The sequence below is a fragment of the Terrabacter sp. C0L_2 genome, assembly GCF_036352015.1.
Taxonomy (GTDB): domain Bacteria; phylum Actinomycetota; class Actinomycetes; order Actinomycetales; family Dermatophilaceae; genus Terrabacter; species Terrabacter tumescens.
The window spans coordinates 1,003,594-1,029,862 of sequence record NZ_CP143557.1 but is presented as its reverse complement, the minus strand read 5'-3'; the positions used below and the strand labels follow the sequence as shown (position 1 = coordinate 1,029,862).

The following is a 26,269-nucleotide window of genomic DNA, read 5'->3' as shown; positions in this document are numbered from 1 at the left end:
CGGTGGCCATCGCCCTGCGCTATGCCGCGCGCTCCGACCTCGGGCTGGGACCGAAGTCCCGCAACGAGGACTCGGGGTATGCCGGCCCCAACCTGCTCGTCCTCGCCGACGGGATGGGCGGGCACGCCGCGGGCGACGTCGCGAGCTCGATGATCGTCGGCGAGCTCGCCCCCCTCGACGAGGAGGACGTGACCGCCGACCAGGCGATCCCACTCCTGGAGGAGGCACTGCACTCCGCCAACGCCAAGCTCACCAAGGCGATGCGCGAGAACTCCGAGCTCGCGGGGATGGGGAGCACGACGATCGTCATGCTCCGCACCGGCAACAAGCTCGCCATGGCCCACATCGGCGACTCCCGCGCCTTCATGCTGCGCGGCGACACGTTCTCGCAGATCACGAAGGACCACTCCTTCGTCCAGCAGCTCATCGACGAGGGGCGCATCTCCAAGGAGGACGCCGGGCACCACCCGCAGCGCTCGGTCGTGACCCGGGTCATGACGGGCCAGCCCGACGACGAGCCGGACACCTCGCTGCGCGAGGCGAAGATCGGCGACCGCTTCCTCATGTGCTCCGACGGCCTGTCCGACTTCGTCGGCGCCGACGTCATCGAGGAGATCCTCCGCGAGGCCCGCACGCCCGACGAGGCCGCGGACCGCTGCATCGAGATCGCCCTCAAGGCGAGCACGCGCGACAACGTCACCGTCATCGTCGCCGAGGTCGTCGACGCGGACGGCGACGACCTGCCGACCACCGTGCCGCAGGTCGTCGGCGCCGCCGGCAAGCGGATGCGCGGACGCACCCGGGCGATCCCGACGAGCCCGGCCGAGAAGGCCGCGGCGCTCTCGCGCGAGGCCACCGGCCGCGCCGAGCCCGACGACGACGCCCTCGAGCTCGCCGAGGACGGCAAGCGCTCGCGCCGGTCCACGATCGTGCTGCGCACCATCGGCGTGCTCGTCGTGGCCGCCATCCTCGGCGGCGGCGGGTATGCCGCGTGGGCCTGGTCGCAGAAGCAGTTCTTCGTCGCGGCCGACGCGGGCCACGTCGCGATCTTCCGCGGGGTCTCGCAGGACCTCGGCCCGATCAAGCTCTCGCACGTCGAGTCCCCGTCCGACGTGCTCGTCTCCGACCTGCCGACCGACGTCCAGGCCTCCGTCGCCAACACGATCCCGGCCCGCGACATCGCCGACGCCGAGATCAAGGTGTCGGCCCTGCGCGGCGAGGCCCTGCGCTGCCAGCACCTCGCCGCGACCGGCACGCCGTGCGGCACGTCGACGGCGCCCACGCCGATCCCGACGACGCCTCCCACCTCGCCGTCCCCGACGTCACCCACCCCGTCGCCGTCGACACCCGGACCGAGCACCTCGACGACGAACCCGGCCGCCGCCGCCGGGTCCGCCGACCGCCTCGTGGGGGTGGTGGCGTGACGACGACCGTCGAGCCGCTGACCCCCCGGACGCGCCGCGGCGCGGAGCTGCTCCTGCTCGTCCTCGCGATCGCCATCGTGCTGCTCGCGTGGGTCACCACCGACCTCAACCGCAACGGCACCGTGCCGGCCAACATCATCCCGGTCGCCGGCGGCTTCACGCTCCTGACGGTGGGCGTCCACCTCGTCCTGCGGTGGAAGGCGGCCTACGCCGACCCGGTGCTGCTGCCGATCACGACGGTGCTCAACGGCCTCGGCCTCGTCATGATCCACCGCCTCGACCTCGCGCGCGGCAAGCTCGGCACCGACGGCGACGCCTACCGCCAGCTCATCTGGACCACGCTCGCCGTCGTGCTCGCCGTGGCCGTGCTCTTCGTGCTCCGTGACCACCGCCTGCTGCGCCGCTACACCTTCGTGACGATGGCGGCCGGCTTCGTGCTCCTGCTGCTGCCGCTCGTGCCCGGCATCGGCCGCACCATCAACGGCTCGCAGATCTGGATCTCCATCGGCCCGCTCAACTTCCAGCCCGGTGAGTTCGCCAAGATCGCCCTCGCCATCTTCTTCGCCGGCTACCTCGTCCAGACCCGCGACGTGCTCTCCCTCGCCGGCAAGAAGGTCCTCGGCTTCACCTTCCCGCGCGGTCGCGACCTCGGCCCGATCCTCGTGGCCTGGGTGCTCGCGCTGCTCGTGCTCGTCTTCCAGAAGGACCTCGGCTCGGCCCTGCTCTTCTTCGGGCTCTTCGTCGCGATGCTCTACGTCGCGACCGAGCGCGTCTCGTGGATCGCGATCGGCCTGCTGCTCTTCGCGGTGGCCGTCACCTTCGCGCTCTCGGCCTTCACGCACTTCCAGAAGCGCGTCGACCTCTGGCTCGACCCCTTCTCGGCGGACAACCTCGAGCGGTCCAACCAGCTGGCCAACGGCCTCTGGGGCATGGCCTCCGGCGGTCTCACCGGCACCGGGCTCGGCGCGGGCCGGCCCTACCTGACGTCCTTCGCCGAGAGCGACTTCATCTTCCCGGCCCTCGGTGAGGAGCTCGGGCTCTTCGGCTCGGTCGCGATCATCGTGCTCTACCTGCTCTTCTGCGAGCGCGGCATCCGCACTGCCCTCGGCGTGCGCGACGGCTTCGGCAAGCTGCTCGCGATCGGCCTCGCGTTCTCCGTCGCCTTCCAGCTCTTCATCGTCATCGGCGGTGTCACCCGGGTCATCCCGCTGACCGGCCTGACGACCCCGTTCATGTCGCTCGGCGGCTCGTCCCTGCTCGCGAACTGGGTCATCATGGCGCTGCTGCTGCGCATCTCCGACCAGGCCCGTCGCCCGATGCCCGAGATCCCCGTGGGCGTCGCCGCCGACGACCCGTCACCGGCCGAGGTCACCCAGGTGGTGAGGCTCCCGTGAACACCCCGATCCGCCGCCTCTCGGTCCTCATCGCCGTGCTCTTCACCACCCTGCTCGTGGCCTCGACGATCGTGCAGTTCACCCAGGCCAAGACGCTCAACGCGATGTCGACCAACAAGCGCACGCTGCTCGACACCTACTCGCGCGAGCGCGGGTCGATCGTCGTCGGCGGCCAGGCCGTCGCGAAGTCGGTGTCCGTCGAGGACCAGTACCGCTTCCTGCGCACCTACCCCCAAGACAAGCTCTACGCGCAGCTGACCGGCTTCTACTCCTACTCCGTCGGCGCCCCGTACGGCCTCGAGCACGCCGCCGACGACCTGCTCTCCGGCGACGCCGACACGCTCTTCGTCCGCCGGGTCACCGACCTCATCACCGGCCGCAAGACGTCGGGCGCCACGATCGAGCTGACGATCGACCCCAAGGCGCAGGCCGCCGCCGACAAGGCGCTCGGCGAGAGCAAGGGCGCGGTCGTGGCCCTCGACCCCAAGACCGGCGCCATCCTCGCCATGGTCAGCCACCCGACCTACGACCCCAACCCGCTCTCGAGCCACGACCTCTCCAAGGCGGCCAAGGCCTGGCAGAGCCTGTCGACCGACAAGGACAAGCCCTACCTCAACCGCGCCATCAGCGGCGTCTACCCGCCCGGGTCGACCTTCAAGGTCGTGACGGCCGCGGCCGCGCTCGAGAACGGCGTCGTCAGCGACGAGAACTCCACCGTGCCGGGGCCGGCCGAGCTCGACCTGCCGCTGACGAGCACCAACCTGCCCAACGAGGACGGTCGCGCCTGCGGACCCAACAACGAGACGACGCTCATCCACGCGCTCGAGATCTCGTGCAACACCACCTTCGGCTCGCTCGGCCTCGACCTCGGCGGCGAGAAGCTGCGCGCGCAGGCCGCGAAGTTCGGCTTCGGTGACTCGCTCCAGATCCCGATGCGCGTCGCGACGAGCTCGGTGCCCGCCGACCTCAACGCCCCCCAGGCCGCCCAGGCCGCCATCGGCCAGTACGACGTGCGCTCGACCCCGCTGCAGATGGCGATGGTCGCGGCCGGCATCGGCAACCAGGGCCGGGTCATGACGCCCTACCTCATCGACTCGGTGCGCAGCGCCAACCTCGACATCATCGAGTCGACGCCCGATCCGGTCGAGCTGTCGCAGGCCGTCTCGGAGCAGACCGCCAGCACGCTGACCAAGATGATGGTCTCCGTCGTCGACAACGGCAGCGGCGCCCGCGCCCGGATCGCCGGCGTCGACGTCGCCGGCAAGACCGGCACCGCGCAGCACGACCCGGGCAAGCCGCCGCACGCGTGGTTCATCTCCTTCGCCCCGGCCGTCAACCCGAAGGTCGCCGTCGCCGTCGTCGTCGAGGACGGCGGTGTCACCGGCAGCGAGATCGGCGGTGGCCGCGTCGCCGCACCGATCGCGCGGGCAGTCATGGAGGCGGTGCTGAGCCGATGACCCACCCGACGACGCCGCTGTCGACCCACCTGTCGACCAACCCGACGACCCAGCTGTCGACCCCCCTGTCGACCCCGGACCTCCGGACGGGCTCGACCCTCGGCGGCCGCTACACGCTCGGCGCCGCCATCGCCTCCGGCGGGATGGGCGACGTGTGGGAGGCCACCGACGACGTGCTCCAGCGCCCGGTCGCCGTCAAGGTGATGCGGCCCCAGGGCCCCGACGACGTCGCCTTCCTCGACCGCTTCCGTGACGAGGCCCGCGGCAGCGCGTCGCTGCACCACCCCAACATCGCGGCGGTCTTCGACTACGGCGAGGAGGACGGCACGGCATACCTCGTCATGGAGCTCGTGCCGGGACGCACGCTGGGCGAGATCATCCGCGAGAGCGACGGCGGCATGCCGGCCGACGAGGTGCGCTCGGTGCTCGGCCAGGCGGCCCTGGCCCTGTCGGCGGCCCACGAGGCCGGTGTCGTGCACCGCGACGTCAAGCCCGCCAACATCATCGTGACGCCGGAGGGACAGGCCAAGCTGACCGACTTCGGCATCGCCCGGGTCGGCGACGGGTCGGGGCACACCCTGACCGGCGAGGTGCTCGGCACCCCTGACTACATCAGCCCGGAGCAGGCCCTCGGCGAGCAGGCGACCGCCTCGAGCGACCTCTACTCCCTCGGCGTCGTGGCGCACGAGATGATCACCGGCCGCAAGCCGTTCGACATGGGCACGCCCGTCGCGACGGCGATCGCCCAGGTCAACGACCCGCCGCCCGAGCTGCCCGGCACCGTGCCGCTCGACCTGCGTGAGGTCGTCGACGCGTGCCTCGCCAAGTCGGCTGCCGACCGCCCCGCCGACGCGCGCGCCGTGGCCGAGGCCGCCGGCGTGCCGCTCGGGTCGCTGCCCGGCGTGACGCCCACACCTCCCACGACGCCCTCGACCACCCGGCTGCTGCCGGTCGCCGCCGGCGCCCCCGGCGCTTCGGGCGTCACGTCCCGGGCCGCGTCCCGCGCGTCGTCCCGCCGTTCTCGCCTCGCGTCGTCGAGGCCGCCGTCGGGATCGTCGTCCGGAGCCGGTTCGCGCGACAGCAGCCGCCGCAGTCGCGTGGCCTGGCTCGCCGTCCCGGCCGTCGCGGTCGTCTCACTGGGGGCCTTCGCCCTCGGCAGCGTCATGAACGGTCCGGCCGCGAGCCCCGACGCACGGCCGGCCGCCGCCACGACGCCCGCGACCACGGTCCCGACTGCGACCGCCACCCCCAGCACGCCCCGCGCGACGAGCAGCCCGAAGCCGACCACCGCGAGCCCGAAGCAGACGTCGAGCCGGACCACGACGAAGGCCACGACGACGAAGACCTCCCCGAAGCCTGCCCACCCCGGCAGGAACAAGGGGAAGGGCGGCAAGGCGAAGTGACATGCCCGAGCAGCCCCACCAGCCCGACCCACCCGAGCCCGAGCAGCGCGACGCAGGCGCACGACGAGCGGACCAGGATGACCCAGCACCCGAACGAGCAGAGGCCAACGACGTGAGCACCGCACCCCGTGTCCTCGGCGGACGCTACGAGGTCGGCGAGCTGATCGGTCGTGGCGGGATGGCCGACGTGCACCTCGGCCACGACACCCGTCTCGGACGCCAGGTCGCCATCAAGATGCTGCGCTCGGACCTCGCGCGCGACGCGAACTTCCTCATGCGCTTCCGCCGCGAGGCCCAGTCGGCGGCCGGGCTCAACCACCCGGCGATCGTCGCCATCTTCGACTCGGGCGAGGACGACAGCGTCGTCGAGGGCCCCAACGGCACGCGCACGACGCTTCCCTACATCGTCATGGAGTACGTCGACGGCCAGACCCTGCGCCAGCAGCTGAACGAGCACGAGCAGCTCGAGCCGGCCGAGGCGATCCGGGTCACCGAGGGCATCCTCGACGCGCTGGCCTACAGCCACCGGATGGGCATCGTCCACCGTGACATCAAGCCGGCCAACGTCATGATCACGAGCAACGGGCACGTCAAGGTCATGGACTTCGGCATCGCGCGCGCGATCGCCGACACGGCCGCGACGATGACCCAGACCCAGTCGGTCGTCGGCACCGCGCAGTACCTCTCGCCGGAGCAGGCGCAGGGCCAGACGGTCGACGCGCGCTCCGACCTCTACTCGACGGGCTGCCTGCTCTTCGAGCTGCTCGCCGGGCGCCCGCCGTTCACCGGCGACTCGCCCGTCGCCATCGCCTACCAGCACGTCGGCGAGCTGCCGCAGCCCCCGAGCGTCTTCAACGACGCCGTCGGCGGCGACCTCGACGCCGTCACGCTGCACTCGCTCGCCAAGGACCGCGAGGCCCGCTACCAGAACGCGGCGGCCTTCCGGGCCGACCTCGAGAACGTCCGGCTCGGGCGCCAGATCAGCGCGGCCGCGCTGGGCACGGCCGCGGCCGTCGGAGCCACTGCGACGCAGACCCTCCCGCAGGCGTATGCCGTCGCCGGCACCCCCACCGCCGTGCAGGCTCCGGTCACCGCGCGCCGGGAACGCTACGAGAACACCGCCGGGCTCCCGGCCGTCGGCCACGACGAGGATGACGAGCAGGGCAAGGGCGGCAAGGGCAAGGCCGCCCTCATCACGCTGCTCGTCATCGCCGTGCTCGCGCTCGTCGGCTGGGGCGCCGTCTCCTGGTTCGGCAACCAGACGCCCGCCGTGACGATGGTCTCGGTGCCCACCATCGAGGGCATGAAGGAGGAGACGGCGGCCCGCACCCTGGCGACCAACAACCTGCGGGGTGAGAAGTCGACCGCGGCGAGCACCACCGTGGCCGAGGGCGACGTCATCAGCCAGGACCCGAAGTCGGGCACGAAGATCGCCGAGCAGTCGGTCGTCAAGTACGTCGTCTCGACCGGGCCCGACAACCTCACGGTCCCCGACGTCACCGGCTTCGACAAGGACGAGGCGCGCGCGGAGCTGGAGAAGCAGGGCTTCGTCGTGTCTGGCTTCCAGGAGGAGAACACTCCCGACCAGTCGAAGAACAAGGTGACCAAGACCGAACCGGCCGCCCAGTCGGTCGTCGCCAAGGGCTCGAAGATCAAGATCTTCTACGCCACCGGCAACGTCAAGGTCCCCGACAACCTCGTCGGGCAGGACTGGGCGCTGGCCGCGGTCGCCCTCCAGAAGGCCGGCCTCGACCCGCGCAAGGAGACCGTCGACTCGGACAAGAACCCCGACGAGGTCCTCTCGGTCGACCGGGCCGGCGACGTCGTCAAGGCCGGCACGCAGATCACCGTCAAGGTGGCGCGCACGCCCAACCAGACGGCGACGGTCACCGTCACCCCGCCGCCCCCGTCGCCGACGACCACCGACACCGGCACCGGCACGGCGACCACCCCGCCCGGTCAGTAGCTCACGCGTAGCAGTCGAGGACACCACACGGCATACGAGAGGGCCCCTTCCCGAGCGGGAGGGGCCCTTTCGCGTGCGATGGCGTATGCCGGGTGGTCGGCTCCCGTCAGACCGCGGCGGTCACGAGCGGGCTGAGCCCGACCGAGCGCTCGACGGCGTGCGCGTCGCCGCACATCGCGAGGAAGTTCGCGAGCATCCGGTGGCCGCCCTCGGTCAGGACGCTCTCCGGATGGAACTGGACGCCGTGCAGCGGCAGATCGCGGTGCCGCACCGCCATGACGAGGCCCGAGTCGGTGTGGCCGGTGGCGACGAGCTCGTCGGGCAGCGTCGCCGGGTCGATCGTCAGCGAGTGGTAGCGCGTCGCGGTGAACGGGCTCGGCAGACCCTCGAGGACGCCGGTCCCGTCGTGGTGCACGAGCGAGGTCTTGCCGTGGAGCAGCTCGGGAGCCCGGCCGACGGTCGCGCCCATGACGGCGCCGAGCGCCTGGTGCCCGAGGCAGACGCCGAACATCGGCGTGCCGGTGCGGGCGCACTCACGGATGGCGTCCATCGACACGCCGGCGCCCTCGGGGGTGCCCGGGCCGGGCGAGACGAGGACGCCGTCGTGGTCGGCAGCAGCGCGCGCCTCGACGGCGTCGTTGCGGACAACGGTGCACTCGGCGCCGAGCTGCTCGAGGTAGCCGACGATCGTGTAGACGAAGCTGTCGTAGTTGTCGATGACGAGGATGCGGGTCATGCGGGCCTCAGGGATGGTGGGGGCGCTCAGCGGATCGGCGTCGCGTACTGGAAGTCGACCGAGCCGGAGTAGGCGGGGAACTCGATCGAGTTGATGGTGTGCAGCCCGTAGCCGAGGCCGACGGCGTCGACGTACTGCTTGTAGATCGTGACGGACGGGTCGGCATCGAGGCCGCGCTCCATCCGGTCGATGTCGCCGATGGCGGTGATGCGGTAGGGCGGCGCGTAGACCCGGCCCTGCAGGATCAGGGTGTTGCCGACGCAGCGGACGGCGCTCGTGGAGATGACGCGCTGGTCCTGGATCATCATCGCCTCGGCGCCGGAGGTCCACAGCGCGTTGACGACGGCCTGCACGTCCTGCTGGTGCACGACGATGTCGTCGGCGGTGAAGCCGTCGGGCAGCGAGTCGGCGCTGCGCTTGGCGTCGTCGAGCGAGACCTCGAGCGCCGGGCCACGGACCTTGGTCGTGGCGGCGGTCGCGGCGAGCTCGTCGGCGGAGCGGGTCAGGCTCGAGAGATGGTCGTCGGTCGGCGCGTTCGTCTTGGTCAACGCCTCGACCTCCTTCTGGAGCTCGTCGAGGACCCCGGCCTTCTCGGCCACGCGGGAGTCGCCCTCCATGATGAGCTGCGGCAGGTCACGGTCGGCGCGCAGGTCCCGGCCCTGGGCGGCCTGGAAGCTCATCGCGAACATCAGGCCCGCTGCGCCCATGACGACCGGGACGAGCAGGCCCCACGTGAGCCGTCGCCGCGGGCGGGGTGCCGCCGCGGGAGGCTCGGTCGAGGGCACGGCAGAGGACACGGCGGAGGTGTCGTCGGCTGAGTCCGACACCTCGGTCGGCTCCGGGGCCTCGGTCGGCTCCGGGGCCTCGGGCTGCTCGGGCGCCTCGGGGTGCTCGCTGTCCTGCTTCACGGGTGACCTCGCTCGCGCGGACCGTCCGCGCAGCCTCCATTGTGCCCCGTCACGGCGAGTGGGGGCTCACCACCGTGCTGGCGGCTGCGCCCGTCACCGTTCGCCGGCCGCCCGGAGGTAGGGCGCCATCGAGGCTGCCTCGACCTGCGGCGTGCCCCCACGCAGCGCGAGGGTGGCCGCCGCACGGTTGCTCGCGCCAGGCTGGGCCACGAGGTGGGAGATCTCGGCGGCCACGGTGCGCAGCGAGACGCCGAACTCGCGCGCGATGGCCGCGTCCTTGGTGCCGACGACGAGACGCCGGGCCACGAGGCACTGCCGCGCGGCGAAGGGCGGGGCCGTGCCGGCGGGGACGGCGGGGCGCGACCGCGCCCAGGTCTCGTGCCAGAGGCGGATCACGTGCTGCACGACGTCGGACCGCGTGGCGAGCCACGCCGTGGGGAAGCCCTGGGGGCTGAGTGGCCCACCGACGACGGCCGTGGACTCGTCGACGAGGATGCACTGGAAGAGCGCGGGGCCGATGCGGAGGCCGGGGTCCTCGGACGAGGCGAGCGGGTTGATGCGCAGCGTGCGCTCAGTGGTCATCGTGCGCATGTCGAGTCCGCGCGCGCTCGACCGGGCGTTGGTCCTGCGCACACCGTCGCCGGGATCGAAGTGGATGAGCGGCTGCATCGACCACGCCGAGCGGCGGGTCAGGGGCTCGACGGCCTCGGCGAGGTTGCGCTCGATCTCCTCGCTGCCGGTGCCGAGCCGCCGGAAGCCGGGCGTCGGGCCACCGCCGAGGTGCGTCACGGCCAAGGAGTTGACGACGCCCGACAGCTCCACGGCCGACGCGGCGAGGTCGGTGTCGCCCGGGACTGGGCTGGTCTTCAACGTCATCCCCTGTTCTCGCGTGCTTGCTGCCAGCATGCCGGGTTCGTCGCGGGGGTCAACTCGAGCGCGGACCGTGAGCTCCGAGGCCACAGCGACGCAGACACCGGCACCGGCCTCGGCACCGGCCTCGGCGTCGGCATCGGCGGCGGCTGGACGAACCGCGGGCCGGGGCGGCGCGTTGCAGGTTCGTGCAACGGGGGACCGACGAGCACGACACGGGCACCGCCCCTTTGACATGGTGCTGGCGGTCGCCGGGGGGACCCGGCGAGCGGGGCGCGGACAGGGGGCGCCACCGCTCGCGTCCGGCCGTGTCTGTTTCGTGTCGGCTTCGCGTCTGCTCACATCTGGCGAGGCAGGCTCACCTGCTCGGGCAGGGACGCGGCGGGCGTCATTGGTTACCCTTGCCTCAACTCAGAGCAAGGAGAACGCAGTGCCCGAGTCCAAAGGCCGCGACCACAAGGCGGCGGCATACACCCCGCCCCGCACCAGCAAGGCCGCCGAGCCCAACCCCACCTGGTGGGCGCCCGTCTTCATCACGCTGCTCGTCCTCGGGCTGCTGTGGATCGTCGTCTACTACGTGACCGAGTACAAGTACCCCATCGGCTCGATCGGGGTCTGGAACCTCGGGGTGGGCTTCGTCCTGCTCATGGGCGGATTCATCATGACGATGCGGTGGCGCTGACGACGCGCTCTCCCCACAGGCGACTCGACGCCGGCTGTCCACACGCTGTGGACGGCCGGCGTCCTGCTTTTCGGTCCACAGCTGTGGATGACGGCCGTGCACAACGTCCAGCGCAGGACCCCCGAGTTATCCACACAGTTGTCCCCAGCTGGGGATGAATGACACGTGTGTAACTACATCCACAGGGTTGTCCACACCCGGTGGACAACTTCTCCCGCGCCTGTGGGAACGGTCCGTCAGAGGCGCGGCAGGCCGAGCTCGGTGACGATGCGGTCGGCCGTCAGCGCGGGGTCGCCGTGGGCGTTGTCGAGGCGCAGGTGCCGGTGCCCCGGCAGCAGCCGGTCGCCGTCCCGCTCGGGGTCGGTGGTGAACCTCGCGCGCGACTCGAGGTCGACGACGTGGGAGCGGGCCCACTCGACGTCGCGCTTGCTCCGCTTGTGGTCCATCCGGTCGGCGCCACCCTCACGGGCGAGGCGGACCTCCTGCGGTGCTAGCAGCTCGACGACGTCGATGGGGGCGCCGGCCCGCTCGACGGGCGCGATGAGCTCCTGCAGCTGGACGAGGTCGCCCGGACGGTCGAGGTCGATGGCGAAGGTGAAGACGAGGCCGGGCAGGTCGGCCACCACCGACTCGGCGATGACCTCGCGGCGGATCATCGCGTTGATCCGCTGGAAGGACGGCGTGCCGAAGTCGTAGATGCCGAGCAGCGGCTCGATCGACATGTGGTTGTGGAAGAGCCGGAAGCCGGTGCGGTCGCACACCGCGCGTCCCACCGTCATCTTGCCGACGGCCGGTGGCCCGGTGAGGCAGAGGAGGTGCACGGGGACTCAGCCGAAGATGCTCAGATCGCGGATGGGCTGGGGCACGGTGAGGTACTTGGCCACCGCGACGACGACGAGCAGGGCGAGCACGGCGCTCAAGGCGGCCCAGACGAGATGGCGCACGCCCTGGCGCCGGAACACCACGATGGCGAGGGCGCAGATGATGCCGGTGACGAGGCCTCCGAGGTGGGCCTGCCACGAGATGCCGGGGTAGAGGAAGCCGAAGGCGGCGTTGATCGCGATCGTCGCGTACATCGCCGTCGAGGACCGCCCGAGGTGCCGGTTGAGCACGAGGAGGGCGCCGAAGAGGCCGAAGATCGCGCCGGAGGCGCCGACGACGGCGCCGAACCAGGCGCCCCCGATGCCGGCGCGGAGGTTCTCGAGCGTCGGCGCGGCGGCGAGCAGGGTGACAGCGACCTGGCCGCCGATGCCGCTGATGAGGTAGAGCGCGGCGAACCGCGCCCGGCCGAGCATCGGCTCGAGGTACTGACCGAGCGACCACAGCGCGAACATGTTGAGCAGGATGTGGAAGAAGGTCGTCGGCGAGTGCAGGAACGCCGCCGTGACGAAGCGCCACGGCTCGGTCCAGCCGAGGTAGGGCGCGAACGCGTAGTTCTGGGTGACGGTGTCGCTGGCGCGCTGCGCGAGGTAGACGACGGCGCAGATCGCGATGATCGTGTAGGTGACGACGGGCGTGCCGTCGGTCGCCCGGCCACCGAAGACGGTGCGAGCGCTCGGCGAGGCCTGGGCGGCCTCGCGCACGCAGTCGACGCACTGGATGCCGACGGCGGCGAGGCGCTGGCACTCGGGGCACGCGGGACGGCCGCAGCGCTGGCAGCGGACGTAGGCCTCGCGGTCGGGGTGGCGCGGGCACACGGACGGACCGGCAGCGGGCTGCGGCACTCCCGGCTCTGCAGAGTCATGGCCGGGCTGGCCACTGATCGGGTTGTCAGACAACGGGATTCCCCCTGCCGGTCGCGTCCGTGGGCGGTGGAGCAGTGAAGCGGTGAAGCGGTGGAGCGTCAGTCCTCGATGGTGACCGAGTTGATGACGACGTCCTCGAGCGGCTTGTCGTTGGCGCCGGTGGCGACGGCACCGATCTTGTCGACGACGTCGCGCGAGGCCTGGTCGGCGACCTCACCGAAGATCGTGTGCTTGCCCTGCAGCCACGTCGTGGCCGCCGTGGTGATGAAGAACTGCGAGCCGTTGGTGCCCTTGCCCATGCGCTTGCCGGCGTTGGCCATGGCGAGGATGTAGGGCTTGGTGAAGTCCTTGTCGGGGCTGATCTCGTCGTCGAACGCGTAGCCCGGGCCACCGAAGCCCTGACCGATCGGGCAGCCGCCCTGGATCATGAAGTTCGGGATGATGCGGTGGAAGATCAGGCCGTCGTAGAACGGGGTCGGGTTGGTGCGCCCGGCGTCGTCCTTGTACTCCTTCTCGCCCTTGGCGAGACCGACGAAGTTCTCCACCGTCTTCGGGGCCTGGTGCTCGAAGAGGTCGATGACGATGTCACCGTGGTTCGTGTGCAGGGTTGCCTTCATGGGCCCAATCCTCGCACGACCGAGCACGTATGCCGTCCGGCCGGGTATGCGCCCCCGTGAGGCGGAACGCTGGGGCTGGACCCACCGTTGGCCAAGGAGAAGGATCGACCTCACAGCAGTTGGGGACGCGACCCGATGAGCAGCCGGCCACCGGCCGGCGCAGGACGGAGTGCCGATGTCGTTCATGGACAAGCTGAAGAAGAAGGCCGAGGAGCTCGACCTCGAGGCCAAGGCCAAGCACCTGCAGGAGCAGGCCGCCGCCGCCGCCAAGCAGGCACGCGAGAAGGCGGGTGACTTCGCCGCCGAGAACCGCGAGAAGATCGACGGCTACGTCGAGACTGCCAGCGCCAAGATCGACGAGAAGACCGACGGCAAGTACGCCGACAAGGTGGCCAAGGTCAGGGAGCAGGTCGACCGGGGCGTCGACAAGGTCGCCGAGGGCCACACCTCGGGTCCGACGACCGCGACCGGCGCGGCAGCGGCAGCCGGGGCGGCCGGCGTGACGGACGGCGAGCCGTTCCCCGTCGACCCCGAGGCACCGGCGCCCGTGTCGGCGAGCCCGCTCGACGCGCCGTCCCCGATCGACCCGCCGACCCCGGTGCACGACAGCGGGTTCGGCGCAGCCGCCGGCGACGTGCCCGTCCAGACGCGCGAGGCGCTCGAGGACACGACCCTCGAGGACACCGTCCTCGGGCTCGACCATCCGCCGGCCCCGACGGCCCCGACGGCCCCGCACCCGGACGCCCCGACGCCCGAGGACGCGGACGCCGCCCCCCGGGGGACCCAGCCCCCGCACGACGCCACGAGCTGACCGAGGCACCACACGGCATACGCGATCCGTGCGGGCATGACGTCGGGCACGCCCGACCCCGTGTCCGTGCGGCGCGTGGCCGAAGTTGGCAGGATGGGTACGGACGACAGGACCTAGGAGGACGTATGTTCCGAACCAAGCAGTCCCGCACGGAGGCTGCCGTAGACCAGGCCCGTTCCGCGGCAGCCGACCTCGGCTCCGCGGCAGGTGACCGCATCGGCTCGCTGCGCGACAGCGCCGCCGACACCGCGAGCGAGGCAGCCTCGGCCGCCAAGGACCGCGCGTACGCCGCGAAGGAGAGCGCCGCGCCGGCCCTCCAGGACGCGGCCGAGGCCGCCCGTGAGCGCCTGTACGACGCAGCGGCCACGGCCAAGGACGTCGCCGGTGACGCGTTCCACGACGCCGCCGACCGCGCGAAGCCCAAGGTGGAGGCCGCGCAGTCGACCCTCGTCGACACCGTGCTGCCCAAGGTGGGCGCAGCCATCGCGACCGCGGCTGCCGCTCTCGCCGCTGGCGCCGAGCAGGCTCGTGAGGCGGCTGCGCCGCACCTCGAGCAAGCCGCCGCCCAGGCCAAGGAGACCGCGGCCGTCGGTGGGCACCGCGCCCAGGACGCCTACTCCGTCCTCAAGGGCGACGCGGTCGCCAAGAAGCGTGGCGGCAAGGGCAAGTGGCTCATCGCCATCGGCCTGACCGCTGCCGCCGTGGCTGCCGTCGCCGCCTTCCGCAAGCAGCAGCAGGCCGACGACCCGTGGGCCACGCCGCTCGACTCGCGCTCCGGCACGGGCACCCTCGGCACCGACACGACGACGCTCAAGGACAAGGCGGCCGAGCAGGTCGGTCATGCCAAGGACGCCGTCGCCGACGCCGCGAGCAAGGCGAAGGAGAAGGGCTCCGAGCTCGCCGACGCCGCCAAGGACAAGGCGGGCGACCTCGCCGCCAAGGGTCAGTCGGCGATCGCCGACGCCAAGGACCGCTCCGGCGAGTCCGTCGAGTCGATGGAGTCCGTCGAGTCGGTCGCCGACGAGGCCGGCACCTCCGCCGGCGAGGTCACCGCGGTCGACCCGGCCCCCGACTCCGACGCGATCACGTCCGAGGCGGTCGAGGGCGGCACGATCAACGGCGCCTCGACCAAGGCGTCTCCGCGTGGCTCGGCCAAGGCGAAGCTCGCCGAGGAGAACGGCGACAGCCCGAGCTGACCCGTCCGCTGCGTGCTCCACGAGCACGCAGCGGACCGCAGGGCAGCAAGAGAGCACAAAGAGAAGGACCCGGATGCCGAGGCATCCGGGTCCTTCTCTGCTTGAGCTGGCTCGCACCGACAGGGGGACAGCGCGAGCCAGCACATGCAGAAGGGCTGGGCGCGGTTCGTGCGTGCCCAACCCTTCGCTTCCACCAGTCTAGACCCAGTCCAGCCGGTTGCGCGAGGGGCTCGATGAAGTTTCCATCACATCAAGCGGAATTGGTTCCTTCCACCGAGGCACCGGTCGACCGGCGCTGGTAGGCGTGGCCGTGGTGCTCCTCCGAGCATGGCACCGGAACGGCCCGTGCGCCAGAGGGAGCTGCGACGGATCCCTACGAGCGCCGCACGTACCCCTGCACGTCGGCGACGAGCTGCGTCCCGGCCGTCGTGTGGAGGTTGACCCGCCCGTCCGGGCCGACCTTCGCCAGGACACTGTTGGCAACCGTCTGTCCGGCGACGAAGTTCAGCGTCGAGGTCGAGGGACGGCTCGACCCGCTCGGGTAGGCCGTCACCACCCCGGGGGCGCGGGTGCCGGTGACCGTGACGTTGAGCAGCACGGCGCTCACGCCCGTTGCCGGGACCCCGCCGCGACCGGTGACCTGCAGGCCGACGACCTGACCCGCGGTGAGTGCCCTCTTCGGCGCTCCCAGGCCCGTCCGGGTGTCGAGGACCCGCTCGGGGTCAGCGCCGTGAGGTCGGAGGGCGGCGGCAGCCAGCCGGACACGTCCACGACGACATCCGACGCCGACTGCGAGTAGACGGTGACCTTCCCTCCGGTCCCGAGCCGCGCCACGGTCATGCCCGAGAGGATCCCGCCCGTCGGGACGTTGAGGTTCGACGCGTTCGGGCGGGCCACGCCCGCGGGGCTTCTGGCGGCACGAGCGCTACTGGAAGTTCCTCGGGGCCCTGTCGCCCGCGCTCAGCGGCACACCCTTCCGGCCGCTGCTGTGGCGGGTGCTGGGGGTGCGCCTCGGGCGGCGCGTCTTCGACGACGGGCTCGCGATCCCGGAGAAGAGCATCGTGTCGATCGGCGACGGCTGCACCTTCAACTCGGGCAGCATCATCCAGTGCCACTCGATGGAGGACGGCGCCTTCAAGCTCGAAGGCGTCCGCGTCGGCTCGGGGGTCACCCTCGGCGTGGGTGCCTTCGTGCACTACGGCGTCACCATCTCCGACGGCGCCGTGCTCGAGGCCGACTCGTTCCTCATGAAGGGCTCGGAGGTCCCGGCCGGCAGCCGGTACGGCGGCAACCCCGCTCACGAGGTGCAGGTCGCCAGGGTCCCGTCGGATCAGGCCCCGGAGCTGGGGACGAGCAGCCGGTAGCTGTGCGTGGCGGCGTCCACCACCATGAGCCGACCCCCGAAGGACTCGGCGGTCGTGACCGCCTCGGCCAGGTGCGATGGTGCCGTCCCCGCATGGAGCAGGTCAGGGGCGGCGCGGCGCTGACCCTCGTCCGAGACGACGAGCTCGACGTGGCTCCCGTGACCGGTGACCGCAGCGCGGACCGTGCCGCGGCCCCGGGCCAGGCAGTCGTCGAGCAGCGCCGCCGCGACCTCGGTGAAACCCTCCGCGGGCACGTCGACGGCGAGTGCGCCACCCGTCGACGCCAGCTCGACGCGGCGACGGTTCCTTCGTGAGGGCAGGCCGTCGACAACCTCCCGGAGGAGCCGCCGAGCATCCACCGGGTCGACGCTCCGGTCCTCCCGCGCCATGTCGAGCACCTCGATCACCGCGGTGGAGAGGCGCTCGAGGCCGCGCTGCAGCTCGTCGACGTCGTGCCGTGCATCGTCCGGAAGGTCGGGGTGCAGCGCCAGGCCCTCGACTCGCAGCCGGATCGCCGTGATGGGGCTGCGCAGCTCGTGCGAGGCAGCCACGGCGAACTGGTGCTCGCGCTCGCGCAGCCCGTCCAGACGCGCCAGCCCGTCACGCAGGGCCTCACCGATCGACTCCGCCTCCGGCGACCCGTAGTGCGGCACACGCACGCCCGGGCGTCCTTGCGCGAGGGCTCGGGCCGCCACCGCCAGCTCCTGGAACGGTCGGGCCAGCCGTCGGGCGAGGAACCATCCGACGACGGCCGCCGCGAGCACGAGGCCGAGGGCGAGCAGCACCAGCGGCAGCAGGGCATCGGAGATCCGACGGCCGATGTCCTCCGCCGGGCGCACCACGGTCAGCTGGGCGCCGTCCCCGAGGTGGGAGCTCGCGGCGAACTCACGGTCCGAGGCCGGCACGGCTGGGCCACCGGTCACTGCGGCGCCGCCGACAGGCCGGTAGGCGAGGTTGACGACGCCGCCGGACAGGGCCGTGAGGAAGTCCGGCGTCACCTCGCGCCCGCCCGTGCGGCGCTCGTCCACCGCGACGGTAGCCATGGCCAGCGACCGTTCGACCGTCGCATGCGCCGACCGCTCCAGCTCGCCGGCCGTCGCGTAGGCGCGGACGAGGCCCATGACCGCGACCACCACGACGACGGTACCGACGAGGGCGGCGACGAGCCGCTCACGCATGTATCGGCTCGTCCTCTAACCGGAAGCCGACGCCGCGGACGGTGGCGATGCGCACCGGACTTGCGCTCGTCTCGAGCTTCTGGCGCAGGCGGCCGACGGTGGCGTCGAGCGTCTTGGTCGACCCGAACCAGTTCTCGTCCCACACCTCGCTCATCAGCTGCTCGCGGGTGATGGCGGCGCCCCGTTCGGCGTCGAGGAGTGCGAGCACGTCGAACTCCTTGGCGGTCAGGGACAGCTCGGTGCCTCGGACGAAGGCGCGGCGCGACCTCGTGTCGACGGTGAGGGCGTTCGCCGCCGAGGTCGTCCCCCGGTTCGGGTCGGGCGAAGCCGCGGTGGTGGGGTGCGTCGCCGACGAGGGCGACGTTGACGGGGCCTTCGAGGCTGCAGGCGAGGCAGCACCGGGGTCACCCGTGGCGCTGGGCGCGACCTCGTTGCCGGGCGGGCCGACCGCCCAGCCGCGGCGCAGGGTGGCCCGGATCCGGGCCAGCAGCTCGGAGAGCGAGAAGGGCTTGGAGAGGTAGTCGTCGGCGCCGACGTCGAGCCCGACGACGCGGTCGAGCTCGCCGTCGCGCGCCGTGAGGATCAGCACGGCACCCGCGTAGCCATCGGCCCGGATGCGACGGCAGACCTCGAGGCCGTCGATGTCGGGCAGGCCGAGGTCGAGCAGGACGACGTCGACCTCCCCTGCGGCCACGTGCTCGACGGCAGCGGCTCCTGTCGGCGCATGCGTGACCACATGGCCTTCGCGCTGCAACGCCATGATGAGCGTCGGGGCGATGTCGGGGTCGTCCTCCACGAGCAGAACCTGAGGTGCCATCTGGCCAAATTATCCGCATCTGCGCAGAACGCACCATCCTCGGCGGTCCGAGGTCGTCGGGCGCCGTCGATCGCGACGAGGACGAGCAGCACCCCGCCGAGCGCGAGCGCCAGCCACGGCGCCCATCCGGCCGGCGCGGGCGACCCACCGGGCGCGCCGACCCTCACGAGCAGGAGGACGCCGACGACGGCCCCGATCCCGACGACGGAGGCGACGGTCCGCGCCAGCACGCCGTTGCCCCAGGCCAGCCCGAGGCCGACACCCGCGCTGACCGCCGCACCGGCGCCGAGCACGACCACCACGTAGGCCGCCGGGTCGGCGCGGGCGACCAGGGTGACGACCAGGAGACCCGCGAGTGCGAACGAGACGAACGCCGCGGCATACGCCATCGGTGACGTCGAGGAGGCGGATCGGCGCGGCATCAGAAGTCCTTGTCCAACGTGCCGAGCTCGGTGACGGGCGCGCCCGAGGACGCGGTGCCGTAGGTGTCCGTCGCGCTCGTGGAGGGCGACCACACCATGTTCTGCGCCGTCGTGACCGTGCGCACGGCCCCACCGCTCGTGAGGCTGCCGAGCTTGAGGGTGATCACCGTGCGGTTGGCGGATCCGACCACCGTGGTGCTCGCGGACATGGTGGCGTTGAAGGTGCTCGTCTTGCCCGTCCTCACGAAGTCCTCCTTGAGGTTGACCGAGCCGAGGTTGACCACCGTGCCGCCGACGAGCACGTCGACGGTGTCGTCCTTGGTCGTCAGGCCGAGCACGCCGCCGTCGCGGAAGCGGACCTGCACCGCGAGCGCCGCCCCCGTGAAGGTCGGGGTGATCGAGCCAGGCTTGACCGTGTCGGTGTAGGTGAGGGTCAGCGTGTCGTTCGCCTCGATCTTGCCGACGGTCGCGCCGCCGTTCGTCGCCTGGACGTCGTAGCCGCGCAGGGCCGTGTTGTCGACGCGGCGGGCGCTGACGACGCTCGAGGTGGTGACGGCCCCACCCGTCTCGGTCAGGACGGCCCGGAAGTCGTAGAGGCCGTCGGGCGTCGTCGTCGAGCTCCACGAGCACGAGTAGGGGGAGGTGGCGCCGGTCAGGGTGCACACGGTCGTCCACGAGCCGGCGCCGTTGGGGGAGCGCTGGATGGCGACCGACGCGACCCCGGTGCGGGCCGTGGCCGTCGCGGCCAGGGTGACGCTGCCGGTGAGGTAGGCGCCCGGGTCCTCCATGGCGACCGACGACACGGTGTTGTCGACGGTGCGGCCCGTCACCGCAGCCGACGTCGCGGCGTTGCCGGCGTTGTCGGTGCCCACTGCGCGGAAGTCGTACCGGGCGTTCGTCAGCTTCGTCGTGTCGAAACGGCAGGTGTAGGGGAAGGAGCTGATCGTGCACGCCGTGGACCACGTCGACGTCCCCGTGGCGGCGTACTGCAGCTCGACCTGGCTGACGCCCGAGTCCGGGTCCGTGGTCGTGGCACCGAGGGTGACGGTGCCGCTCAGCGTCGCACCGGGGTCGGTCATCGTGACGACAGGCGCCGTGTTGTCGACGACGACGTCGGTGACGGACACGGAGGTGCCACTCGTGCGGCCCGACGTCGCGGTGGCGCGGAGGTCGTAGCTGCCGTTGGCCAGGCTGCCGGTCGGCCACGCACAGCTGAAGCTCGTCAGGACCACGGCGCCGGTGCTGCACGCCGTCTTCCAGGTCGTCGTGCCGCTGACGGCGTACTCGACCGTGACGGAGTAGGTCAGCGAGCCGCCACCGTAGATCGCCCCCGAGAGGGTCGGCGTCCCGCGCAGGTAGCTGCCGGGGTCGGCGAGCACGACCGTGAAGTTGTTGACCACCGTCGTGGAGACCGGGTCGGACACGGTCACGTTGCCGGCCTTGTCGGGGGCGGTGGCCCGCAGCGCGTGGCTGCCGTCGGCGCCGGCGGTCGTGTTCCAGCTGCAGGACCAGGGGCTGGCCGTGGCGGTGCAGATGGTCGTCCAGGACCCGGTGGGACCGAGGTCCTCGATGAGCACCGAGGCCACCCCGCTGCTGGCGTCGGACGCGGTGGCCGAGACGGTGACCGTGCCACCCACGGCACTGCCCGGGCTGTTCATCGTGACCGTGGGCGGCGTCCAGTCGGCGGCAGCGGTGAAGATCGCCGGCGCATTCGTCGACTGCGAGGTGAACGAGGCGGAGGAGAACGACGAGGTCGCGCCGAGGACGGTCGCCAGAACGGCGATCGCCAGCAGCAGCACTCGGGTCCTCGGCATGGTGTCCACGCTACGAAAGGGGCCGCCACGGGACCCGCGCGAGAGCACACGCTCCGGACGCGGGACCTCCACAACTTGGAACTGGCCGGCAGCGCGCCCGGTCGCCCCGGTCGCCCCGGACGTGAACGACCAGCAGACCCGTCCACCGGGGACGGGCCTGCTGGTCGGTGCACGACCTTCCGGTGTGGGGCTCCCGAAGGTCAGGAGCCGGTCGTGACGACGACCGGATGAAGTCGCGGCGCCGCAGGTCCTGCAGCGCCGGCGACCACGCCGTCCTCGACCGGCTCGTTCGGGGTGCCCTCGTCGGCGTCCGGCGCTGCGGCTCGCTCGCGGCGGGCGTTGCGCACGGCCTCGAGGATGCTGAGCAGGGCGACCAGGCCGGCCGGGATGCCGATGAGCAGCTTCCGGTGGGCCGGGTCGGCGAGATAGAGCAGGACCCACCCCACGTGCGGCACGTCGAACGCGACGACGGCCTGCTCCGACCGGTCGAGCGTGAACGTCCAGGGGTCGATGCTCGGGTTGGCGTCACCCTTGGTCTGGTAGACGGTGCCGCTCGTACCGGGCTCGGCGGACACCACCCGGTGGGTCACGAGGTTCGTGACGCCGCTGCTCGCCGGCGGGATGTAGGTGATGACGTCCCCGACGCGTACCTCGCTGGCCGGCACGACCTTGTCGAAGACGACCGAGCCCTTGTCGTAGGTGCCGGTCATCGAACCGCCGGTGATGACGTAGCGCTCGTAGCCCATGACGGTGGGCAGGACGTAGGCCACCGCGAGCAGCATGAGCACGAGGATGGCCGCGTTGCCGAGGAATCCGGCGACGCGGGCGCTGCGGCGGCGGGGTGCGGCGCTGGTGCGCCCCGATCCCGTGGTGCTCGTGCGGCTCATGACGGTCCCTCTCGGTGGTCGACCAGCTGGCGATGGGTGACGGCGGTGTGCGCCCGGATGGCTCAGGCGGCTTCAGGTGGCTCGGGCGGCGCGGGCGGCTTCGGGTGGCTGGACCCGGACAGCTGGCGCCGACGACCTCCCATCGTCGGCGCCAGGTGTCCCGTGCTGATCCAGCGGGTCAGCGGATCCGCGGATCAGCGGATCACGGAGCGGCGGTGACCGCGCCCGTGTCGGAGTTCGTGACCGTGGCCGGCCCCTGCGTGCCGTTCCAGGCGAACGAGGCGGAGGCCGTCTTGCCCTGCTCGGTGTTCGTCGCGCTCGACAACAGGGTCACCGTGACCCGGTAGGTGCGGGCCTCGCCGGCCGCCCAGGAGCCGAGAGCCTTGGTGCCGGCGCCGCCGAACGCGCCGCTGTAGACGGTGACCGGCGAGGCGGAGTTCGTGACGTCCTCGATCTTCTGGGTCAGCACGCCGGCGCTGAAGGTGGAGGTGTCGGTCTCGGTGACGGAGAAGACCGAGCCGAGCGTGCCGGTGTTCGTGATGACGACCTGGCCGTAGACGGAGTCACCGGGCTTCATGTTGCCCAGGCTGAGGATCGACGCGCCCGCCTTGCTGTTGGACTGCGTCAGCGTGCCGGCCGTGACCGAGCTCGCGGTGTTGCCGGAGGTCGAGGAGAAGTCGGCACCCGATCCCACGGCCAGGGCGCCGGCGAGGGCGGCCGTGGCGAGGGGGATGAGGACCTTCTTGCTGGTGAGAACGCTCATGGTGTGCTCCTGGTGATCGGGCCGGGCACGGCCCGGAGGTTCTGGGGGATCGGTGTCGATCCGTTGACCAGAAACCTACGGAGGGCCACACCACACGTTTCCCCCACGAACTCCACACGCGCTCCACGGTTCGCAACGGTTGGCGCGCAGTCCCGAACGGGCCCGAGATCGGGCGAGTGATCGCGCAGTTCGTGTCGCTCAGACGCACCCAGCGCGCGATCACCCGCCCGACCAGCAGCCCACCCCGGCGACAGAACGCTCCCGGGTTGCGGCGCGCCCCGCCCGGGGCCGTCCAGAGGCGACCGATCCTTAGTACGTTGGCGGCCGTGGATGACGGGCTGTATGAGTCGATCGTGACGGATGCTCTCCTGAGGCGTCTCGAGACCGTGCCTCACGACTTGACCGATCGGCGGCCGCTCAACAAGGCGGAGGCCGCAGACCGCATCGCGATCCACGTGAGCCGCGAGGTGGAACGCGCGCTGGCTGACGTGTCTGACGAGAAGCGTATTCAGGTTGGCGTCACCGTCGCGCGCGCGATCTTCGATCAGCTCGGCGCTCTGTCTGAAGCGGCTCTGAACGAGAGGCCGGCTCTCAGCGGGGACGTCCTGCGAGCCATCCTGAGTCGACGACCTGATGGAACGCCGCAGCCCGTGGCTCAACCGTTGACCCCGCTGCTCGACACAGCGCTACTCACGAATGCGCCTGGCGAGCCGAACCTCTGGAAGCAGATCCAGTCCGAGATCGCCTCGGCTGACGCGATCGACGTCGTCATGGCCTTCGTTCGGCGGAGTGGGATCAACCCACTGCTCGAGGCCCTGCGCCGGCACTGCGAGGCGGGCAAGGTGCTGCGGCTGCTCACCACGACGTACACCGGTTCGACGGAGGGCTCCGCCCTCGATCGACTCATCGAGCTTGGCGCCGACGTGCGTGTTTCCTACGACACGACGACGACGCGCCTGCACGCGAAAGCCTGGGTCTTCCATCGGCACAGCGGCTTCTCCACCGCGCTGGTCGGCTCGTCGAACCTGACCCAGTCAGCACAAGCCACTGGGCTCGAGTGGAACGTTCGGGTTTCCGCCTCAAGGAATCGGCCCGTCATCGAGAAGTTCGTCGGAACCTTCGACGCGTACTGGTCCAGTGGGGAGTTCGTCGACTACGAGCCCGGCCAGTTCGAGGAGCAACTTCGCGCTGCCAGCCCGAGGGCAGCGGGCCCGAGCCTCATCCTCAGCTCGATCGAGGTCACTCCGCGACCGTTCCAGGAGCGCCTGCTGGAGCTTCTCGCCGTCGCTCGCATCCAGGATCACCACCGCAACCTCCTCGTCGCAGCCACGGGTACCGGCAAGACCGTGATGGCGGCGGTGGACTATGCCCGGCTGCGACACAGCCTTGCTCGATCCCGCCTGTTGTTCGTCGCGCACCGCGAAGAGATCCTCGACCAGAGCATGGCTACCTTCCGTCACGTGCTGCGCGACGCCGCGTTCGGAGAGAAGTGGGTGGGCGGAGCCCGGCCGAGGGATTTCGAGCATGTCTTCGCCTCGATCCAGAGCCTGCGTGCCAGCGGAATCGACCAGATCACCCCGGACCACTTCGACGTCGTGATCGTGGATGAGTTTCACCATGCGGCGGCTGCGAGCTACGAGCGACTCCTCAACCACGTGCGGCCCGTCGAGTTCCTGGGCTTGACCGCTACGCCGGAGCGGTCGGACGGCCTTCCCATCCTGCACTGGTTCGGAGATCGAATCGCCGCTGAACTGCGACTCTGGGATGCCATCGACCAGCAGCACCTGGTGCCTTTTCAGTACTTCGGGATCCACGACGGGCTGGATCTGCGGGACGTCCCATGGCGTCGCGGTGTCGGTTACGACGCCAGCGCGCTCAGTGACGTCTACACGGGCAACGACGTGTGGGCCCGACAGGTCATCGAGCAGCTTCGTCGTTTCGTCGATCTCGACCGCATGCAGTGCTTCGGTTTCTGCGTCAGCATCGAGCACGCGCGCTTCATGGCTCGCAAGTTCGTGGAGCACGGGATCCCGTCGGTGGCCGTGTGGGGAGACACTCCGGCCTCGGAACGCGAGGCAGCTTTGCGCGATCTCGCCTCGGGCTCCGTGCGGGCCATCTTCTCGGTTGACCTCTTCAACGAGGGCGTCGACGTGCCGACGATCGACACGGTCCTCATGCTCCGCCCGACGGAGAGCCCGGTTCTGTTCCTGCAACAGTTGGGGCGTGGGCTACGGAAGGCAGCCGGCAAGAGTCTGTGCACGGTGCTCGACTTCGTCGGGACCCACCGCCAGGAGTTCCGCTTCGACCGCCGCTACCGGGCGTTGCTCAACGTGACGCGCCGCGAACTGGAGTCCGCAGTCGTCCAGCAGTTCCCCTACCTGCCGGCTGGCTGCAACATGCAGCTCGACCGCGTCGCCTCGGACATCGTGCTCCGGAGCCTTCGCGAAGCCATCCCGTCGCGCTGGCGAGCCAAGGTGGATGAGGTCCGTTCCCTGCGGCGTCGTGATCCAGACCTCGGTCTGGCCACGTTCCTCGAGGAGTCTGGGCTCGATCTCGAGGACATCTACAGCAACAACCGGAGCTGGTCCGAGCTCTTTGCAGCGGGTGGCGGTCAGACCCAGCCCGCCGGGCCTCACGAGGTGACCCTGCGGCGTGCCGTGGGCCGCACCCTGCATGTATCCGATCCCTTGAGGTTGCAGACCTACCGGTCACTGGTTGTGCAATCGACCCCGCCGCATGTCGACTCCATGTCGGTGGCGGAGCGACGTCTGACTCACATGCTCGTGGCTTCCCTGGTCGATCAGCAGGTCATCGGCAGTGACACCGTGCAGGCTGCCGTGGATCTGGTCTGGCAGCACCCGCAGATCCTGTCCGAGCTCAGCGAGCTCTACCCCCTTCTCGAGGCGCGCTCGGACCATGTCTATGCGCCGTTGCAGAAGCTGGACGATGTCCCTCTGCAGATCCACGCTCGGTACACCCGGGCCGAGATCCTTGCCGCCTTTGCCGGGACATCAGGGGCAAAGCTTCCTCCGTGGCGTGAGGGCGTGCGTCACGTTCCCGACGCCCGTTGCGATCTGTTGGCCTTCACGCTGGACAAGGCCAGCGGCACCTTCTCCCCGACGACCCGCTATCGCGACTACGCGATCAGCCCGACGCGCATCCACTGGGAGAGCCAGTCCGGGACCCGGGAAAGCAGTCCCACCGGCCGGCGCTATGTGACCCACGAGTCCATGGGACACTCCATCCTGCTGTTTGCACGTATGCGGCAGGATGACCGAGCCTTCTGGTTCCTCGGACCGGGTCGCTATCGCTCCCGCACCTCGGAGCGTCCGATGGCAGTGACGTGGGAGCTCGACGTCCCGCTCTCGGGGGATCTGTTCACGGCGTTCGCAGCCGCAGTGGCCTAGCCGGGAAGCGATCGATGCCGTGGACTGCCGATGAGCGGCTCCTTCGTCGGGCCCGCAGGTCCCCAGCCGGACGCAGAACGACCTCGCCCTGATGGGCGAGGTCGTTTCGTGGTGGAGCCAAGGGGACTCGAACCCCTAACCCCCTGCTTGCAAAGCAGGTGCGCTACCAATTGCGCCATGGCCCCGAGGGGAGGGAGGCCTCAGGCCGAGGTCGGTGCCTCGTCGTCGGCCGCAGGAGCGGGGGCCGGTGCCGGCGCGGGCGTCGCCACGGGGGCGTGCACGTCGTCGGTGGCCTGGGTCCACAGGTCCTGCTCGGCCTGCTGCTGCTTCGCCTTCTTGCGCACGAGCACGAGGCCGGCGACAGCGCCACCGATGAGGGCGAGACGCTTCAGCATGCGATGGATCCTC

24 protein-coding genes and 1 tRNA gene are annotated in these 26,269 nt (G+C 71.1%); 11 read left to right on the top strand and 14 right to left on the bottom strand.

Translation table 11 applies throughout. The features are described 5' to 3' along the window. Positions 1 to 2 precede the first annotated feature (2 nt). From U5C87_RS04790 to pknB, 5 genes are all read left to right on the top strand, one after another. Complete coding sequence (locus U5C87_RS04790) at positions 3 to 1,424, top strand: PP2C family protein-serine/threonine phosphatase (protein ID WP_330475488.1); 1,422 nt, start codon at positions 3 to 5, stop codon at positions 1,422 to 1,424. Further along, positions 1,421 to 2,818 (top strand): FtsW/RodA/SpoVE family cell cycle protein, encoded by a 1,398-nt coding sequence (locus U5C87_RS04785; protein ID WP_330475487.1) that lies wholly within the window; start codon positions 1,421 to 1,423, stop codon positions 2,816 to 2,818. Before U5C87_RS04790 ends, U5C87_RS04785 begins: the two co-directional genes overlap by 4 nt. Then, complete coding sequence (locus U5C87_RS04780; protein WP_330475486.1) at positions 2,815 to 4,275, top strand: peptidoglycan D,D-transpeptidase FtsI family protein; 1,461 nt, start codon at positions 2,815 to 2,817, stop codon at positions 4,273 to 4,275. The genes U5C87_RS04785 and U5C87_RS04780 overlap by 4 nt, the downstream gene beginning before the upstream one ends. Beyond that, positions 4,272 to 5,678 (top strand): serine/threonine-protein kinase, encoded by a 1,407-nt coding sequence (locus tag U5C87_RS04775; protein WP_330475485.1) that lies wholly within the window; start codon positions 4,272 to 4,274, stop codon positions 5,676 to 5,678. The genes U5C87_RS04780 and U5C87_RS04775 overlap by 4 nt, the downstream gene beginning before the upstream one ends. A gap of 112 nt (positions 5,679 to 5,790) precedes the next feature. Continuing rightward, a complete protein-coding gene (gene pknB, locus U5C87_RS04770; RefSeq protein WP_330475484.1) occupies positions 5,791 to 7,644 on the top strand; it encodes a Stk1 family PASTA domain-containing Ser/Thr kinase in 1,854 nt (617 codons plus the stop codon). 106 nt (positions 7,645 to 7,750) lie between these two features. Here the strand turns inward: pknB and U5C87_RS04765 are convergent, their stop codons facing one another. From U5C87_RS04765 to U5C87_RS04755, 3 genes are all read right to left on the bottom strand, one after another. Beyond that, complete coding sequence (locus U5C87_RS04765; protein ID WP_330475483.1) at positions 7,751 to 8,380, bottom strand: aminodeoxychorismate/anthranilate synthase component II; 630 nt, start codon at positions 8,378 to 8,380, stop codon at positions 7,751 to 7,753. Positions 8,381 to 8,406: 26 nt separating this feature from the next. Further along, on the bottom strand, positions 8,407 to 9,288 hold the full coding sequence (locus U5C87_RS04760) for a DUF881 domain-containing protein (RefSeq protein WP_330475482.1): 882 nt from the start codon (positions 9,286 to 9,288) through the stop codon (positions 8,407 to 8,409). A gap of 93 nt (positions 9,289 to 9,381) precedes the next feature. Beyond that, entirely contained in the window at positions 9,382 to 10,164 is a 783-nt protein-coding gene (locus U5C87_RS04755; protein WP_330475481.1) for a helix-turn-helix transcriptional regulator, read from the bottom strand. A gap of 424 nt (positions 10,165 to 10,588) precedes the next feature. Here U5C87_RS04755 and U5C87_RS04750 point away from each other — a divergent pair, with 424 nt between their 5' ends. After that, positions 10,589 to 10,840: a cell division protein CrgA gene (locus U5C87_RS04750; protein WP_020141592.1), complete on the top strand. Its 252-nt coding sequence runs from the start codon at positions 10,589 to 10,591 to the stop codon at positions 10,838 to 10,840. Between the two features lie 236 nt (positions 10,841 to 11,076). On the opposite strand, the gene U5C87_RS04745 is transcribed toward U5C87_RS04750, so the two are convergent. The 3 genes from U5C87_RS04745 to U5C87_RS04735 form a co-directional block, all read right to left on the bottom strand. Then, positions 11,077 to 11,661, bottom strand: coding sequence for an AAA family ATPase (locus U5C87_RS04745; RefSeq protein WP_330475480.1), 585 nt, complete (start codon positions 11,659 to 11,661; stop codon positions 11,077 to 11,079). Between the two features lie 6 nt (positions 11,662 to 11,667). Continuing rightward, positions 11,668 to 12,564, bottom strand: coding sequence for a rhomboid family intramembrane serine protease (locus tag U5C87_RS04740; protein ID WP_330475479.1), 897 nt, complete (start codon positions 12,562 to 12,564; stop codon positions 11,668 to 11,670). Positions 12,565 to 12,683: 119 nt separating this feature from the next. Next, positions 12,684 to 13,202 (bottom strand): peptidylprolyl isomerase, encoded by a 519-nt coding sequence (locus tag U5C87_RS04735; RefSeq protein ID WP_030197507.1) that lies wholly within the window; start codon positions 13,200 to 13,202, stop codon positions 12,684 to 12,686. Positions 13,203 to 13,377: 175 nt separating this feature from the next. Here U5C87_RS04735 and U5C87_RS04730 point away from each other — a divergent pair, with 175 nt between their 5' ends. Then, positions 13,378 to 14,013: an antitoxin gene (locus U5C87_RS04730; RefSeq protein ID WP_330475478.1), complete on the top strand. Its 636-nt coding sequence runs from the start codon at positions 13,378 to 13,380 to the stop codon at positions 14,011 to 14,013. Positions 14,014 to 14,138: 125 nt separating this feature from the next. Continuing rightward, positions 14,139 to 15,209, top strand: coding sequence for a hypothetical protein (locus tag U5C87_RS04725; protein WP_330475477.1), 1,071 nt, complete (start codon positions 14,139 to 14,141; stop codon positions 15,207 to 15,209). 373 nt (positions 15,210 to 15,582) lie between these two features. Here the strand turns inward: U5C87_RS04725 and U5C87_RS04720 are convergent, their stop codons facing one another. After that, positions 15,583 to 15,816, bottom strand: a complete 234-nt coding sequence (locus U5C87_RS04720; RefSeq protein WP_330475476.1) for a hypothetical protein — start codon at positions 15,814 to 15,816, stop codon at positions 15,583 to 15,585. Between the two features lie 397 nt (positions 15,817 to 16,213). Here U5C87_RS04720 and U5C87_RS04715 point away from each other — a divergent pair, with 397 nt between their 5' ends. Next, on the top strand, positions 16,214 to 16,573 hold the full coding sequence (locus U5C87_RS04715; protein WP_330475475.1) for a hypothetical protein: 360 nt from the start codon (positions 16,214 to 16,216) through the stop codon (positions 16,571 to 16,573). Here U5C87_RS04715 and U5C87_RS04710 read toward each other — a convergent pair. Together U5C87_RS04710 and U5C87_RS04705 are read right to left on the bottom strand one after the other, a co-directional pair. Next, on the bottom strand, positions 16,540 to 17,751 hold the full coding sequence (locus U5C87_RS04710) for a sensor histidine kinase (protein WP_330475474.1): 1,212 nt from the start codon (positions 17,749 to 17,751) through the stop codon (positions 16,540 to 16,542). The genes U5C87_RS04715 and U5C87_RS04710 overlap by 34 nt on opposite strands. Continuing rightward, positions 17,744 to 18,568: a response regulator transcription factor gene (locus U5C87_RS04705; RefSeq protein WP_330475473.1), complete on the bottom strand. Its 825-nt coding sequence runs from the start codon at positions 18,566 to 18,568 to the stop codon at positions 17,744 to 17,746. The genes U5C87_RS04710 and U5C87_RS04705 overlap by 8 nt, the downstream gene beginning before the upstream one ends. On the opposite strand from U5C87_RS04705, the gene U5C87_RS04700 reads away from it, so the two are divergent. Next, entirely contained in the window at positions 18,562 to 18,963 is a 402-nt protein-coding gene (locus U5C87_RS04700; RefSeq protein WP_330475472.1) for a hypothetical protein, read from the top strand. The genes U5C87_RS04705 and U5C87_RS04700 overlap by 7 nt on opposite strands. A gap of 26 nt (positions 18,964 to 18,989) precedes the next feature. Here U5C87_RS04700 and U5C87_RS04695 read toward each other — a convergent pair whose 3' ends face one another. From U5C87_RS04695 to U5C87_RS04685, 3 genes are all read right to left on the bottom strand, one after another. Continuing rightward, complete coding sequence (locus U5C87_RS04695; protein ID WP_330475471.1) at positions 18,990 to 20,804, bottom strand: Ig-like domain-containing protein; 1,815 nt, start codon at positions 20,802 to 20,804, stop codon at positions 18,990 to 18,992. A 200-nt stretch (positions 20,805 to 21,004) separates the two neighbouring features. Beyond that, positions 21,005 to 21,691, bottom strand: a complete 687-nt coding sequence (locus U5C87_RS04690) for a signal peptidase I (protein WP_330475470.1) — start codon at positions 21,689 to 21,691, stop codon at positions 21,005 to 21,007. A 202-nt stretch (positions 21,692 to 21,893) separates the two neighbouring features. Then, on the bottom strand, positions 21,894 to 22,454 hold the full coding sequence (locus U5C87_RS04685; RefSeq protein ID WP_330475469.1) for a TasA family protein: 561 nt from the start codon (positions 22,452 to 22,454) through the stop codon (positions 21,894 to 21,896). 326 nt (positions 22,455 to 22,780) lie between these two features. On the opposite strand from U5C87_RS04685, the gene U5C87_RS04680 reads away from it, so the two are divergent. Then, positions 22,781 to 25,861, top strand: coding sequence for a DUF3427 domain-containing protein (locus U5C87_RS04680; protein ID WP_330475468.1), 3,081 nt, complete (start codon positions 22,781 to 22,783; stop codon positions 25,859 to 25,861). 109 nt (positions 25,862 to 25,970) lie between these two features. On the opposite strand, the gene U5C87_RS04675 is transcribed toward U5C87_RS04680, so the two are convergent. Continuing rightward, positions 25,971 to 26,046: transfer RNA gene (locus U5C87_RS04675), tRNA-Ala, on the bottom strand. Between the two features lie 15 nt (positions 26,047 to 26,061). Next, positions 26,062 to 26,256: a DLW-39 family protein gene (locus tag U5C87_RS04670; protein ID WP_330475467.1), complete on the bottom strand. Its 195-nt coding sequence runs from the start codon at positions 26,254 to 26,256 to the stop codon at positions 26,062 to 26,064. Positions 26,257 to 26,269: the final 13 nt, after the last annotated feature.

What these genes read in the sequence shown, in the direction of transcription:
- U5C87_RS04775 (WP_330475485.1), top strand. Translation starts at nt 4,272, where the DNA reads ATGACCCACCCGACGACGCCGCTGTCGACCCACCTGTCGACCAACCCG.
- U5C87_RS04735 (WP_030197507.1), bottom strand. Translation starts at nt 13,202, where the DNA reads ATGAAGGCAACCCTGCACACGAACCACGGTGACATCGTCATCGACCTC.
- U5C87_RS04690 (WP_330475470.1), bottom strand. Translation starts at nt 21,691, where the DNA reads ATGAGCCGCACGAGCACCACGGGATCGGGGCGCACCAGCGCCGCACCC.
- U5C87_RS04670 (WP_330475467.1), bottom strand. Translation starts at nt 26,256, where the DNA reads ATGCTGAAGCGTCTCGCCCTCATCGGTGGCGCTGTCGCCGGCCTCGTG.
- U5C87_RS04710 (WP_330475474.1), bottom strand. Translation starts at nt 17,751, where the DNA reads ATGCGTGAGCGGCTCGTCGCCGCCCTCGTCGGTACCGTCGTCGTGGTG.
- U5C87_RS04725 (WP_330475477.1), top strand. Translation starts at nt 14,139, where the DNA reads ATGTTCCGAACCAAGCAGTCCCGCACGGAGGCTGCCGTAGACCAGGCC.
- U5C87_RS04765 (WP_330475483.1), bottom strand. Translation starts at nt 8,380, where the DNA reads ATGACCCGCATCCTCGTCATCGACAACTACGACAGCTTCGTCTACACG.
- U5C87_RS04695 (WP_330475471.1), bottom strand. Translation starts at nt 20,804, where the DNA reads ATGCCGAGGACCCGAGTGCTGCTGCTGGCGATCGCCGTTCTGGCGACC.
- U5C87_RS04755 (WP_330475481.1), bottom strand. Translation starts at nt 10,164, where the DNA reads ATGACGTTGAAGACCAGCCCAGTCCCGGGCGACACCGACCTCGCCGCG.
- U5C87_RS04730 (WP_330475478.1), top strand. Translation starts at nt 13,378, where the DNA reads ATGTCGTTCATGGACAAGCTGAAGAAGAAGGCCGAGGAGCTCGACCTC.
- U5C87_RS04705 (WP_330475473.1), bottom strand. Translation starts at nt 18,568, where the DNA reads ATGGCACCTCAGGTTCTGCTCGTGGAGGACGACCCCGACATCGCCCCG.
- U5C87_RS04685 (WP_330475469.1), bottom strand. Translation starts at nt 22,454, where the DNA reads ATGAGCGTTCTCACCAGCAAGAAGGTCCTCATCCCCCTCGCCACGGCC.